Source organism: Morganella sp. EGD-HP17, assembly GCF_000512315.2.
Lineage (GTDB): Bacteria > Pseudomonadota > Gammaproteobacteria > Enterobacterales > Enterobacteriaceae > Morganella > Morganella morganii.
Genome location: NZ_AZRH01000008.1, coordinates 1 through 13,640, shown reverse-complemented (window position 1 = coordinate 13,640; position 13,640 = coordinate 1). Strand labels below are relative to the sequence as shown.

Annotated in this window: 11 protein-coding genes and 1 pseudogene; 8 read left to right on the top strand and 4 right to left on the bottom strand. The window is 52.7% G+C overall.

Annotated elements, in window-relative coordinates; genetic code table 11:
- The first annotated feature begins 233 nt into the window (after nucleotides 1-233).
- The 5 genes from ygeW to arcC are packed head-to-tail and all read left to right on the top strand — an operon-like array spanning nucleotide 234 to nucleotide 6,345.
- On the top strand, nucleotides 234-1,421 hold the full coding sequence (gene ygeW / locus X965_RS09960) for a knotted carbamoyltransferase YgeW (protein WP_004236048.1): 1,188 nt from the start codon (nucleotides 234-236) through the stop codon (nucleotides 1,419-1,421).
- A gap of 59 nt (nucleotides 1,422-1,480) precedes the next feature.
- Complete coding sequence (gene dpaL / locus X965_RS09955; protein ID WP_004236049.1) at nucleotides 1,481-2,683, top strand: diaminopropionate ammonia-lyase; 1,203 nt, start codon at nucleotides 1,481-1,483, stop codon at nucleotides 2,681-2,683.
- Between the two features lie 19 nt (nucleotides 2,684-2,702).
- Nucleotides 2,703-3,920 carry a YgeY family selenium metabolism-linked hydrolase gene (locus X965_RS09950; RefSeq protein ID WP_004236050.1) on the top strand — a complete coding sequence of 406 codons (1,218 nt, stop codon included), beginning with the start codon at nucleotides 2,703-2,705 and terminating at the stop codon, nucleotides 3,918-3,920.
- A gap of 54 nt (nucleotides 3,921-3,974) precedes the next feature.
- Complete coding sequence (gene hydA / locus X965_RS09945) at nucleotides 3,975-5,366, top strand: dihydropyrimidinase (protein WP_004236051.1); 1,392 nt, start codon at nucleotides 3,975-3,977, stop codon at nucleotides 5,364-5,366.
- A gap of 46 nt (nucleotides 5,367-5,412) precedes the next feature.
- Nucleotides 5,413-6,345 carry a carbamate kinase gene (gene arcC, locus X965_RS09940; RefSeq protein ID WP_004236052.1) on the top strand — a complete coding sequence of 311 codons (933 nt, stop codon included), beginning with the start codon at nucleotides 5,413-5,415 and terminating at the stop codon, nucleotides 6,343-6,345.
- Nucleotides 6,346-6,401: 56 nt separating this feature from the next.
- Here arcC and X965_RS09935 read toward each other — a convergent pair whose 3' ends face one another.
- A complete protein-coding gene (locus X965_RS09935) occupies nucleotides 6,402-8,030 on the bottom strand; it encodes a DUF4139 domain-containing protein (protein WP_036417950.1) in 1,629 nt (542 codons plus the stop codon).
- A 260-nt stretch (nucleotides 8,031-8,290) separates the two neighbouring features.
- Between X965_RS09935 and X965_RS09930 the strand changes: the two genes are divergently transcribed.
- Both X965_RS09930 and X965_RS09925 read left to right on the top strand, forming a co-directional pair.
- The gene (locus X965_RS09930) at nucleotides 8,291-9,520 is read left to right on the top strand and encodes an MFS transporter (RefSeq protein ID WP_036417948.1); all 1,230 of its coding nucleotides are present in this window, start codon (nucleotides 8,291-8,293) and stop codon (nucleotides 9,518-9,520) included.
- Nucleotides 9,521-9,666: 146 nt separating this feature from the next.
- The gene (locus tag X965_RS09925) at nucleotides 9,667-10,218 is read left to right on the top strand and encodes an RNA 2'-phosphotransferase (RefSeq protein ID WP_004236055.1); all 552 of its coding nucleotides are present in this window, start codon (nucleotides 9,667-9,669) and stop codon (nucleotides 10,216-10,218) included.
- A gap of 6 nt (nucleotides 10,219-10,224) precedes the next feature.
- Here X965_RS09925 and fghA read toward each other — a convergent pair whose 3' ends face one another.
- Together fghA and X965_RS09915 are read right to left on the bottom strand one after the other, a co-directional pair.
- Nucleotides 10,225-11,055 carry an S-formylglutathione hydrolase gene (fghA, locus tag X965_RS09920; RefSeq protein WP_036417946.1) on the bottom strand — a complete coding sequence of 277 codons (831 nt, stop codon included), beginning with the start codon at nucleotides 11,053-11,055 and terminating at the stop codon, nucleotides 10,225-10,227.
- A 21-nt stretch (nucleotides 11,056-11,076) separates the two neighbouring features.
- A complete protein-coding gene (locus tag X965_RS09915; protein WP_004236057.1) occupies nucleotides 11,077-12,186 on the bottom strand; it encodes an S-(hydroxymethyl)glutathione dehydrogenase/class III alcohol dehydrogenase in 1,110 nt (369 codons plus the stop codon).
- Nucleotides 12,187-12,317: 131 nt separating this feature from the next.
- On the opposite strand from X965_RS09915, the pseudogene X965_RS09910 reads away from it, so the two are divergent.
- Nucleotides 12,318-12,470: pseudogene (locus X965_RS09910) on the top strand (TetR family transcriptional regulator); the annotation flags it as partial.
- A 21-nt stretch (nucleotides 12,471-12,491) separates the two neighbouring features.
- Here X965_RS09910 and X965_RS09905 read toward each other — a convergent pair.
- Nucleotides 12,492-13,640 (bottom strand): mechanosensitive ion channel family protein (locus X965_RS09905; protein WP_036417942.1); only part of this gene is annotated, 1,149 nt, incomplete at its 5' end.

The window sequence follows — 13,640 nt, the reverse complement described above, 5'->3', positions numbered from 1 at the left end:
CGACTTTTCACCCTTGCTGAAAATAACTTTTATTCGCATTTGTCACACATAACCCGGCCATCAGCCCCTGATAATTGTGATCACCCTCCCGAATCCGCCCTGCATTTCACCCCCGGAAGATCATTCCGGCTGATTTGGCATGCTTATTGTTAATAGTCACAGTACACATGCAGAAATGCCTTCTTCTCACTGCATATTCAATTGTCACCGGCCATTTCACATAGGATTTAAAGATGAAAAACGTTAATGAATTATTGAAAGATATCGCCAGACTGAAATCTAATCTTCATCAAAAGGATTTTTTGCTTACCTGGGAACAGAGTCAGGATGAACTGACGATGGTGCTTGATATTGCAGCTGCACTGAAAGGGCTGCGTGCCGATAACATCGCAACCAACGTATTCACAAATGGCCTTGGCATCTCTGTTTTCCGTGACAACTCCACCCGTACCCGTTTCTCTTATGCTTCTGCACTGAATATGCTCGGCCTGGCCCAGCAGGACCTCGACGAAGGTAAATCTCAGATTGCTCACGGCGAAACCGTACGTGAAACGGCCAACATGATTTCATTCTGTGCGGATGCCATCGGTATCCGTGACGATATGTACCTCGGTGCCGGTAACGCCTATATGCGTGAAGTGGGTGCGGCTCTGGATGAAGGTTTTGAGGAAGGCGTTCTGCCGCAGCGTCCTGCGCTGGTTAACCTGCAGTGTGATATCGACCACCCGACACAGTCTATGGCTGACCTGGCCTGGTTACGTGAGCACTTCGGTTCACTGGAAAACCTGAAAGGCAAGAAAATCGCCATGACCTGGGCGTATTCACCAAGCTACGGTAAACCACTCTCTGTACCGCAGGGCATCATCGGTCTGATGACCCGCTACGGTATGGATGTGACGCTGGCGCATCCGGAAGGTTATGACCTGATCCCTGACGTTATTGATGTGGCGAAAAACAACGCCAAACAATCCGGCGGCAGCTTTAAGCAGGTTACATCGATGGAAGAAGCGTTCAAAGATGCGGATATCGTGTATCCGAAATCCTGGGCACCTTACAAAGTCATGGAACAGCGTACCGAACTGCTGCGTGCCAATGACCATGACGGCCTGAAAGCCCTTGAGCAGCGCTGCCTGGCACAGAACGCCAACCATAAAGACTGGCATTGTACTGAAGAGATGATGAAGCTGACCAAAGACGGCGAAGCGCTGTACATGCACTGTCTGCCTGCGGATATCACCGGTGTTTCCTGTAAGGAAGGGGAAGTGGAAGAAGCTGTATTCGAGAAATACCGTATCGCCACTTACAAAGAAGCCAGCTGGAAGCCGTATATCATCTCCGCCATGATTCTGGCCCGCAAATTCCCGCAGCCTGCCCTGGTTCTTGAGCAACTGCTGAAAAACGCACGTAAACGTATTTTATAAATCCGGATCCCGGCCGTCACCGGCCGGGTTCTTTTCCCGATGATATGAGGTGAGGCTCTATGTCTGTCTTCTCACTGAAGTTAGATATTTCAGATAACCGTTATTTCAACGGTAAACACTCCCCGCTTTTTTCCCGTGAAGAAGCACATAAGGCGCTGAAGTTTCATGAGAAAATTACGGGTTACCATCCGACACCACTGTATGACATGAAAGATCTCGCCGCGCTGTTCGGCGTGCGTAATATCCTGGTGAAAGATGAGTCACAGCGTTTTGATCTGAATGCATTCAAAATTCTGGGCGGCTCTTATGCTATCGCCCACCTGTTGTGCGAAAAGTACAACATGGATATTAACGATTTCTCTTTCGAGAAACTCAAAAGCACTCTGACTGAAAAAATGACGTTCGCCACCACCACTGACGGTAACCACGGCCGCGGTGTGGCCTGGGCGGCACGCGCACTCGGTCAGAAAGCGGTGGTGTACATGCCGAAAGGCTCCGCACAGGAACGTGTGAATCACATTACCGGCCTCGGGGCGGAGTGTATCGTCACAGATATGAACTACGACGATACCGTCCGTCTCACCATGGAAAATGCCAAAAAACACGGCTGGATCGTGGTTCAGGATACCGCCTGCGAAGGATACACCAAGATCCCGACCTGGATTATGCAGGGCTACACCACACTGGCTGCCGAAGCGGTTGCCCAGATGAAAGAGATGAAGATTCAGCGTCCGACCCACGTGCTGTTACAGGCCGGTGTGGGTGCGATGGCCGGCGGTGTGCTGGGCTATCTGGTCGATGAGTTCGGGGCAAAAAATCTGCATTCCATTATTGTCGAGCCGGATCTGGCTGACTGTCTCTACCGTTCCAGCCTGAAAGGCGAAATCGTCAATGTCGGCGGCGATATGGCCACCATCATGGCGGGTCTGGCCTGCGGCGAGCCGAACCCTATCGGCTGGGATCTGATGCGTAACTGCGCGACACAGTTTATCTCCTGTGAAGATGCGGTGGCTGCCCTCGGCATGCGTGTCCTCGGTAACCCGTACGGCAAAGACAGCCGCGTGATTTCCGGTGAATCCGGCGCGGTCGGTCTCGGTGTGCTGGCTGCGGTTAACTATCATCCGGAACGTGCGGAACTGATGGCAAGACTCGGCCTGAACAGTGATTCCGTCATCCTCGTGATCAACACCGAAGGTGACACAGATACCAAACATTACCGTGAAGTTGTCTGGGAAGGTAAAAACCCGGCGCAGAAATATTAACTAATTGGAGTATTGAAATATGGCTAAGCAAATCCCGTTTGATGAAATTGTCAAAAAAGCTGAACACTATAAAAAAGATATGACCCGTTTTCTGCGCGACATGGTGGCAATTCCCAGCGAAAGCTGCGACGAAAAACGCGTGATTCACCGTATCAAAGAAGAGATGGAAAAAGTCGGCTTTGATAAAGTGGATATCGACCCGATGGGTAACATTCTGGGTTATATCGGTCACGGTCCGCACCTGATTGCCATGGATGCGCACATCGATACCGTGGGTATCGGTAACATCAAAAACTGGGAATTCGACCCGTACGAAGGTATGGAAAACGACGAAATCATCGGCGGACGCGGTACCTCTGACCAGGAAGGCGGCATGGCCTCTATGGTCTATGCCGGTAAAATCATCAAAGATTTAGGTCTGGAAGACCAGTACACCCTGCTGGTGACCGGGACTGTTCAGGAAGAAGACTGTGATGGTCTGTGCTGGCAGTACATCATCGAGCAGGACAAAATCAGACCGGAATTCGTGGTCAGTACCGAACCGACTGACTGCCAGATTTACCGCGGCCAGCGCGGCCGTATGGAAATCCGCATTGATGTTCCGGGGATCAGCTGCCACGGCTCCGCACCGGAGCGCGGTGACAACGCAATCTTCAAAATGGGTCCGATTCTGGGTGAACTGCAGGAGCTGTCAAAACGTCTGGCCACTGACGATTTCCTCGGCCAGGGCACACTGACTGTTTCTGAAATTTTCTACACCTCACCAAGCCGCTGTGCTGTTGCTGACAGCTGCGCAGTCTCTATCGACCGCCGCCTGACCTGGGGCGAAACCTGGGAAGGCGCACTGGAAGAAATCCGCGCATTACCGGCTGTCAAAGCAGCGAAAGGCGTGGTCTCTATGTACACCTATGAGCGTGCCTCCTGGACCGGTCTGGTCTATCCGACAGAGTGCTACTTCCCGACCTGGAAAGTGGAAGAAGATCACTTCACCGTGAAGACACTGGATCGCGCTTACCGCGGCCTGTTCAACAAAGAGCCGGTTGTTGATAAGTGGACTTTCTCCACCAACGGTGTTTCTATCATGGGTCGTCACGGCATTCCGGTTATCGGTTTTGGTCCGGGCAAAGAGCCTGAAGCTCACGCACCAAACGAAAAAACCTGGAAAGATCACCTGGTGACCTGTGCGGCGATGTACGCGGCCATTCCGTTAAGCTACATGGCTGAAATGAAAAAATAATCTTGTCTTACCGGCCCCGTACTGATGTGCGGGGCTTTTTCAGGAGTACCCCCTATGCGCACACTGATTATCAACGGCACCGTTGTCAATGCGGACGGACAATACCGGCAGGATGTTCTGATTGAAAACGGCCTGATCTCACAGGTTGCACCGGATATTGCACCGGAGACAGATGACCGCGTTATTGATGCACAGGGATGTTATGTTTTTCCGGGCGGTATTGATGTTCATACCCATTTTAATATTGATGTCGGCCTTGCCCGCAGCTGTGATGATTTTTACACCGGCACGCGTGCGGCAGCCTGCGGCGGTACCACCACCATTATCGATCATATGGGATTTGGTCCGGCGGGTTGTTCACTGCACCACCAGCTTGAGAATTATCACCGCTACGCCAAAGGACGCGCCGTTATCGATTACAGTTTTCACGGCGTGATCCAGCATATCAACGACGATATTTTAAATGAAATTCCGCTGATGGTGGCGGACGGGATCAGCAGCTTCAAACTCTATCTGACTTATCAGTACAAGCTCGATGATCCGGATATTTTACGTGCCCTGCAACAGCTTAACCACGCCGGGGCGCTGACCACCGTGCATCCGGAAAATGATGCGGTGATAGCACAGCGCAAAGCGGAGTTTGTGAAGAAAGGACAAACCTCACCGATTTTCCATGCCCTGAGCCGTCCGGCAGAATGTGAGGCGGAAGCAATCGGCAGGATGATTAATCTGGCGCATATCTGCGGCAATGCGCCGCTCTATATCGTCCACCTTTCCAACGGATTGGGTCTCGATTACCTGAAGATGGCGAAAGCCCGCCACCAGCCGGTCTGGATAGAAACCTGTCCGCAGTATCTGTTCCTTGATGAACGCTGTTATGAGCGCGATGACGGCCTGAAATTTATTCTCAGCCCGCCGCTGCGTAACCGCCGGGAAGCCGATGCCCTGTGGCTGGGTATTGATGACGGCGCGATTGATGTGGTCGCCACCGATCACTGCACCTTCCCGTATCAGCAGCGTCTGGCGCTGTCCGGCGGGAATTTCACCCGCTGTCCGAACGGCCTGCCGGGTGTTGAGAACCGTATGTTACTGCTGTTTTCTGCAGGCGTGATGCAGGGACGGATTTCACCGGAACACTTTGTTTCCCTGACCAGTGCAATGCCGGCAAAACTGTTTGGTATCTGGCCGGAGAAAGGCGTGATCCGCCCGGGCGCAGACGGTGATATCACCATTATCGACCCGGCGCAGGAAACCACTATCCGCCATGCGGATCTGCATGATAACGCGGACTACAGCCCGTACGAAGGCATGACGGTACAGGGCGCAGTCTGCTGCACACTGTCGCGCGGTGATATTGTTTACCGTGACGGCGAATTTACTGCTGAACCCGGCCGCGGCCGTTTCCTGAAACGCCGTCCGTTTAAGGCTCCGCACCGGTGTTATTAATTTTTTCCGATTATCGTTTCAACTAATTCATTACGGGTAAAAAAGGATGAAAAAAACAATCGTATTAGCACTGGGCGGCAACGCACTGGGAAATGATCTTCCGGGACAGATGGCTGCCGTCAAAACCACCTCTGTCGTGATTGCCGACCTGATTGCTCAGGGATACCGCGTTGTGGTCACACACGGTAACGGCCCGCAGGTGGGGATGATAACCGGCGCATTTGAGGCTGCCAGCAAAACCGAAGCCAAATCACCGGTTCTGCCGATGTCAGTCTGTGTGGCACTGAGCCAGGGATATATCGGTTACGATTTGCAGAACGCACTGCGTGAAGAGCTGCTGAACCGGGGTATCAATAAGCCGGTTGCCACTATCGTGACACAGGTGGAAGTGGATGCGGCGGATCCGTCATTTAAAAACCCGGCCAAACCTATCGGCGCGTTCTACAGCAAAGAAGAAGCGGAAGCCCTGAGCAGGAAAGGGTTTGAGATGCGCGAAGATGCGGGCCGTGGTTACCGCCGCGTGGTCTCATCACCGAAACCGGTTGATATTATTGAAAAAGAAACCGTCAAAGCCATGCTGGATGCTGATCAGCTGGTGATCACTGTCGGCGGCGGCGGTATTCCGGTGATCCGCGACGGCAACACCCTGCGCGGGGCCAATGCGGTTATCGACAAAGACTGGGCGAGCGCCAAACTGGCAGAGATGATCGATGCGGATATGCTGATTATCCTGACTGCCGTGGAAAAAATTGCCATCAACTTCGGCAAACCAAACGAGCAGTGGCTGGATAAACTGACATCTGCGGATGCACAGCGTTATATCGATGAGAAACATTTTGCACCGGGATCTATGTTACCGAAAGTGGAAGCCGCGCTCTCCTTCAGCCGCAGTAAAAAAGGCCGCAAGGCACTGATTACTCTGCTGAATAAAGCCAAAGACGGTATTGAGGGTAAAACCGGTACTATTATCGGCGATTAATCTTCCTTTTGTTAATATAACGGCCGGGTTTCCCGGCCGTTTTTCTGCTGCAATAATTATAAACCACTGATTGGTTTTTCTTTCGGATATTTCAGTGTGTAACTCAGCGGCAGTTCCATTACCTGCTGCGGCTTCAGCTCCACTTTCCATTCCACTTCACCGGTCTGTTTATTAACGGTCCCTTCTCCGGTTTTAACATCTTTCACCAGGATATTGGTATCCTGACTGACCGGGATCTGATCAAACACCGTTACCACCAGCGGCGCTTTGGCGAAAGATGACAGGGTAATCATATAACCTTCGCTCTGTTCAACCGCAGAGCCCAGAATACCCGGCTGTTTTGTCAGTTTACTGTCCACCTTACGGCTGACCTGAATATCTTTATTCATGCCGAACGGCAGTTCCAGCTCATTGGTGATCAGGCCGGAATCGATATAAGTCTGCCCGATATAACGGTTATCAAAATAGATATTCGCCTTACCGCTGAGCAGATTCAGCGCCGGTGCGTTTTCCACAACCGCCTGTAAATACACATGTTCGTCCATCTTAGGCCGTGTGATATAACGGTATTTTCCGTCCAGCGCCGTCTGTTTGATGGTCAGGGAACGGGATTCAGGAACTGACGGCAGGGAATACGGTTTATCAATACTGTACGTCAGGCTGATACCGTTACTCTCTGCGGTAACAAACGACGAGATCCCGCCGGCAGGGGCTTTTTTCGCTGAGCGATTGCGGCTGTACTCCTTCTTGTCCTCCGCCATCATGGCCACCGGAGCCGGTGCCAGCTCACCCATCACGGCATACTCATTGAACAGTGACAGATACTGCGGATAGAGCTGCGGCGGGGCAATACTCTGTACCGGATCGGCGGATGACAGCACCAGTTCCACCTGATCCCAGTCGATACCGGTGTTCTGGATCACATCCGCTTTGTAGGTCAGCGTCACCGGCTTATCCATACCGGCGCTGCGGATATCATAGGACGGCGCCCAAGCCGCATCCGGCGTGATATAGTCGATATCCAGTTCCGCTGCCACCGCTTTTTTCGCGGACACATTCAGCACCAGCTGCGTGCGGCGCTCCTTAAACTGTGTGACTTTCTCTTCATACTGCGCTTTCAGCAGTGCCAGTGCTTCGGTTTTTTCTTTGATTTGCCGGGAATATTCCAGCTGCTCCGCATAGATTTTTGCCATCTGAGTGCGGATAAAATCCAGCTTCTGCACGGATTGCTCCTGTGTCAGCGGCGCACCGCCGGTGCCGAAGAAATCCTGATCACGCAGCAGACCCAGCTGCTCGTTATTCACTTCCGTCTGCATATTCAGTTGCTGAATCGCCAGATCCTGCTCCTCAATCTGCGCCTTCATAGCATTGATTTCGTCTGAATACACCGGCTTTTCAATTTCGCTGCGCAGATTGACGGACTGAATGATGACATCATCATTATTCAGCATAACGGATAAGCTGCCGGGATTAATATTTCCGGCCACATTAGTCAGGATCACATCACTGTCACCGGCAGGCAGATTCAGTGTTGCGCTGTTACTCAGCTCTGCCCCGCGCAGGAAAATCGTGGCTTTGTTAAGTTTTACATCCTGAACAATTACATTCGGTTTGCCCGCCGCCGCGGCTGTTACCGCCATACCGGCGATCAGCAGGGTACTTTTAACGCCAAAGGTTAATGTCATTACTTAACTCCCTGATTATTATCATCACGATTCCGGCACCGTATACCGGCAGGCCGCTGTGTACACCATAACTCACCATAGTAGAACAGCTGCGGTAACGAAGATAACGGAATAACCTGAAAAGCGCGGCTGTCCGCCGTTTGCCGGGCTTTTTATATGTTACCGTCTCTTTAAAACGGTATTTTATGATTAACATTTGCACGCTTATTGTTTAGTATACTAAACACATTTTCTTCTGACGGATAAAAAAGGTCGCAACCATGACGACACTCCGGACACACACGGCAGCGCCTGCCACTTCACGCAACAAGCTGTTATGGATAGCCGGGATGGGCTGGACATTTGACGCCATGGATGTCGGGCTGCTGGCGTTTCTGCTGGCTGCCTTACAGGCCGACTGGGGGCTGAGTGCCGCACAGCTCGGCTGGATCGGCAGTCTTAATGCCGCCGGAATGGCAGTCGGTGCCTTTGTTTTCGGTCTGATGGCAGACCGGAAAGGGCGCAAACCGGTGTTTATTATCACTCTGCTGCTGTTCAGTCTGGGATCCGGGCTGACTGCTGTCGCCGGTTCGCTGGCCGTGGTGCTGGTGCTGCGCTTTTTCATCGGGATGGGACTGGGCGGGGAGCTGCCGGTAGCCTCTACGCTGGTCAGTGAGAGCGTAGCCCCTCACGAGCGCGGCCGTGTGGTCGTGCTGCTGGAGAGCTTCTGGGCCGTGGGCTGGCTGATTGCGGCACTGATTGCCTATTATATTATCCCTGATTACGGCTGGCGTACGGCGATGCTGCTCAGTGCCCTGCCTGCGCTGTATGCCCTCTGGCTGCGGGCAAAGCTGCCGGAGCCGGTATCCCGCTATACCGCACAGGAGCGCCCGAAACTCACCATTGCACAATCGATGGCACTGATCTGGTCGCCGCAGTACCGCCGTGCCACCCTGATGCTGTGGATCCTGTGGTTCTGTGTGGTGTTTTCCTATTACGGTATTTTTCTCTGGCTGCCGGGCGTGGCGATCCTCAAGGGATTCAGCCTGATAAAAAGCTTCCAGTATGTGCTGATCATGACACTCGCCCAGTTGCCCGGCTATTTCAGTGCCGCCTGGCTTATCGAGCGTTACGGCCGCAAATTCGTGCTGGTCACCTATCTCGCCGGAACAGCAATCAGTGCTTATGGATTCAGTTGCGCGGAAACTGCCACGGCACTGGTTATTTCGGGCATGCTGCTCTCATTCTTTAACCTCGGTGCCTGGGGCGCGCTCTACGCCTACACGCCGGAGCAATATCCGGACAGTGTCCGCGCCACCGGTGCCGGTACCGCCACTGCAATCGGACGGATAGGCGGGATCCTCGGCCCTCTGCTGGCCGGTTACCTGATTCAGTATCAGTTTGCTGTCAGCACCATTTTCCTGATCTTCAGTGCAGCGGTGGTTATCGCCATTCTTGCGGTCATTTTCCTCGGCGCGGAAACCCGTAACCGCGAGCTCAGTACCATTTAACATCTGTTCTGACGGCGGTTATTCCGCCGTCAGAGCCTGATACAGCGCATAGTTATCGCTGTCATTCCTCCCCTTTACCGCAACAGGCGCGTATAATTCAGCCATTATGTCACTGCCGGATCGCCGGCGAAAACCGTAAAAAGAAAATGAATCAATACGATAAAATCAGTAAATTTCTGAGTTATGTCCTGCGGCACCAGCCGGACTCCATCGGGATCCGCCTCGACAATGAAGGCTGGACAGATATCACCGTGCTCCTGCGTCAGGCCGCTGCTCACGGCACACCGTTTGACCGTGAAACGCTGGAAAAGGTGGTGGAAACCAATGACAAAAAGCGGTTTACGATCTCATCCGACGGCATGTATATCCGTGCGGCACAGGGGCATTCTGCCGGACAGGTGGCGATCGATTACCCGCCGCAGACACCGCCGGATATTCTGTATCACGGTACCGCTATCCGGTTTATCAGTGATATCTGTGAACTGGGATTAATTGCCGGATCACGGCACTATGTGCACCTCAGCGCGGATGAAGATACCGCACTGACTGTCGGTGCCCGTCACGGCAAACCGGTGGTACTCACCATTGCCGCCGGGGAGATGCATAAAACCGGTTATCCGTTCTATCTGGCGGATAACGGCGTCTGGCTGACGCCGCATGTACCGATCAAATACCTGTCGCAGAAAAAACCCGGCTGACCGGGTTTATGCGTTAAGACGTGCTGCATGCCACGCGATATGATCCGCGATAAAACTCGCAATGAAGTAATAGCTGTGATCATAACCGGCATGCACACGGATGGTGTGCGGGATATTGTGTGTTTCGCAGGCGGATTTCAGTAACCCGGTTTTCAGCTGCTTACTGAAGAAGGTATCGGCAAGCCCCTGATCAACCAGCATATCCGTCACCCGGTGGCCGGATTCAATCAGTTTCACCGCATCATACTGTTCCCACGCCGCTTTATCCTCTCCCAGATAGGCAGAAAACGCTTTTTCGCCCCACGGCACCTGTGACGGTGACACAATCGGCGCAAATGCCGACACGCTGAGAAATGCATCCGGATTACGCAGCGCCAGCACCAGTGCGCCGTGCCCGCCCATCGAGTGCCCGCAGATACCGCGTTTTTCCGATGTGCCGAAATGTCCGCTTACCAGGGTGTGCAGCTCATTCAGAATATAATCATACATCTGATAATGCGCTTTCCACGGCTCCTGTGTGGCATTGACATAAAACCCGGCGCCCTGGCCAAGATCGTACTCTTTATCATCCGCCACCTGACTGCCGCGCGGACTGGTATCCGGCGCGACAATCACCAGACCGAGCTCCGCTGCATAACGCTGCGCCCCGGCTTTGGTGATAAAATTCTGCTCGTTGCAGGTCAGCCCGGAAAGCCAGTACAACACCGGACATTTCTCTGTTTTTGCCTGCGGCGGCAGAAACACGGAAAAGGTCATCGGCGTACCGGTCACCGCAGAATGGTGACGCCAGACTTCCTGGCTGCCGCCGAAACAGGCGTGATGTTCAATCCGTTCCATATTATCTCCCTGAATACGTTATCAGTAATGAATGACGGTGCGGATGGATTTACCGTCGTGCATCAGATCAAAAGCTTCATTGATTTTATCCAGTTCCATGGTGTGCGTGACAAACGGTGCCAGCTCGATTTTGCCGCTCATGGCATCTTCCACCATTCCCGGCAACTGAGTACGCCCTTTCACGCCGCCGAACGCCGTACCTTTCCAGACCCGGCCGGTCACCAGCTGGAACGGACGGGTTGAAATCTCTTTTCCGGCACCCGCCACCCCGATAATCACTGACTGTCCCCAGCCACGGTGCGCACTTTCCAGCGCCGACCGCATCACATTGACATTGCCGATACATTCAAAGGTATGATCCACACCCCATTTGGTCATTTCGACCAGCACCTGCTGAATAGGTTTGTCATAATCATTGGGATTAATGCAGTCTGTGGCGCCGAACTGTTTTGCCAGCTCAAACTTGGACGGATTGGTATCGATAGCAAAGATGCGGCCCGCTTTTGCCTGACGTGCGCCCTGCACCACAGCCAGCCCGATACCGCCGAGGCCGAATACCGCCACAGAATCCCCTTCCTGTACCTTCGCGGTATTGTGTACCGCGCCGATCCCGGTGGTCACGCCGCAGCCGAGCAGACAAACCTGCTCCGCATTGGCCTGCGGATTGATTTTCGCCAGTGATACTTCCGCCACAACGGTATATTCGCTGAATGTTGAGCAGCCCATATAGTGATAGAGCGGCTGACCGTTATACGAGAAACGGCTGGTGCCGTCCGGCATCACGCCTTTGCCCTGGGTTTCGCGGACGGCAACACAGAGGTTGGTTTTACCGGAGGTACAGAAATCACACTCACCGCACTCGGCGGTGTACAGCGGGATCACATGGTCGCCCGGTTTCACACTGGTCACGCCCTCACCGACCTCAACCACCACCCCGGCACCTTCATGGCCGAGCACCACCGGGAACAGACCTTCCGGATCATCACCGGAAAGCGTGTAGGCATCGGTATGGCATACCCCGGTGTGACTGATTTTCACCAGCACTTCACCTTTCTTCGGCGGTGCCACATCAATTTCAACAATTTCAAGGGGTAAACCCGGCCCGAAGGCGACTGCTGCGCGTGATTTCATAACGGTTCCTCTGTGTCTGAGGCTTATCATGGCAGGCGATAAGCACGAATGCCGTCCACCATACCGCACAACAGCGCTGCCTGTATAGCGCCGGTCAGCAGGTGGCCGCCACCACGGAAGCCGCGACCGCGCCGGTGGCACCGGACGAAAACCTGCCGCCGTTATTGCGGGAAGCGCTGCAGATTATGGACAGTGATGATGGTGAACAGGCCTTTCTGCACAGCCCGGAGAGTCTGATTCGGGGGTTTGAGGTGCAGCTTACATCAGCACCGGGGAGTTGCTGATAACGAAAAAAACGAAAACCATTATCGTCCGGCCCGGTAACGCAAATTCGCCAGATCATGACCGGACGGTTGCTGGTAAATATCCAGCCGGAAATATTTTGCCGACGCATTCACATATTCAAATATCTGCGACTGAGTTTCCTCATAATCAACCCAGGTGGTGGAGCGGGTAAAACAGTATATTTCAACCGGCAATCCCTCCGGTGTCGGCGACATGGTTCTGATCACCAGATACATATCCGCCCGCACATCACCGCGCATTTTGATCCAGTTAAGAAGATATTTGCGGAACAGCTGTAAATTAGTGACCCCTTTTGCCGCCATCCACTCTTTTACGTCATCATAACCGGTATTTTCCGCCAGTATTTCATCCAGAGACTGACGAAATGACTCCTGATTCCGCAGCTCCATTAATAACGTTTCATCAGCAAACGATACTGAGGACTGATCAATATAAAAACTGCGTTTAATACGGCGGCCGCCGGAGGAGAACATCGGCTGCCAGTTAGTGTATTTTTCGGTCAGGAAATCTTTTGTCGGGATCCTTGAGATCGTATTATCCCAGTTGCGGACAGTAATGGTATGCAGCGCAATATCAATCACTTCACCGCTGATATTACTGCCGGGCAATTCTATCCAGTCATACAGTTTCAGCACCTTACCGTTGGAAACCAGAATATTGGCCACAAAGGATAATAAGGTGTGCTGAAAGACAAACATCAGAACAGCTGCAACGGCACCGAAACCGGAAATAATAATCAGCGGCGACTGCGAGGTCATTAACGCAATAATCAGGATAAAGGAAACAATCCACACCCCGATTTTGGCAATTTCAATATACCCCTTTATCGAGCTGTTACGGTACGATGAACGCCCGGTATGGCGCAGGATAAATATATCCAGCCCGTCATTAACCAGTGAAGCCAGATTAATAATCAGGAATGCGCTGCATACAGTATTAAACAGAATATTCATTTCTGCCGAAAAGGTCGGCAGCATCTTATTAATATACAGCACCAGCGTGACAGCCACGACAGAGGCACTTTTCTTGGCAATACTGTGGATCATGCTGTCGTCAGTCAGGTTAGTAAATAACGACAACAAACGTTTTGCCACGCGCAGAAATATAAGCCGCCCGAGAAACCAGGTGACCAGCAGAATAACCACCAG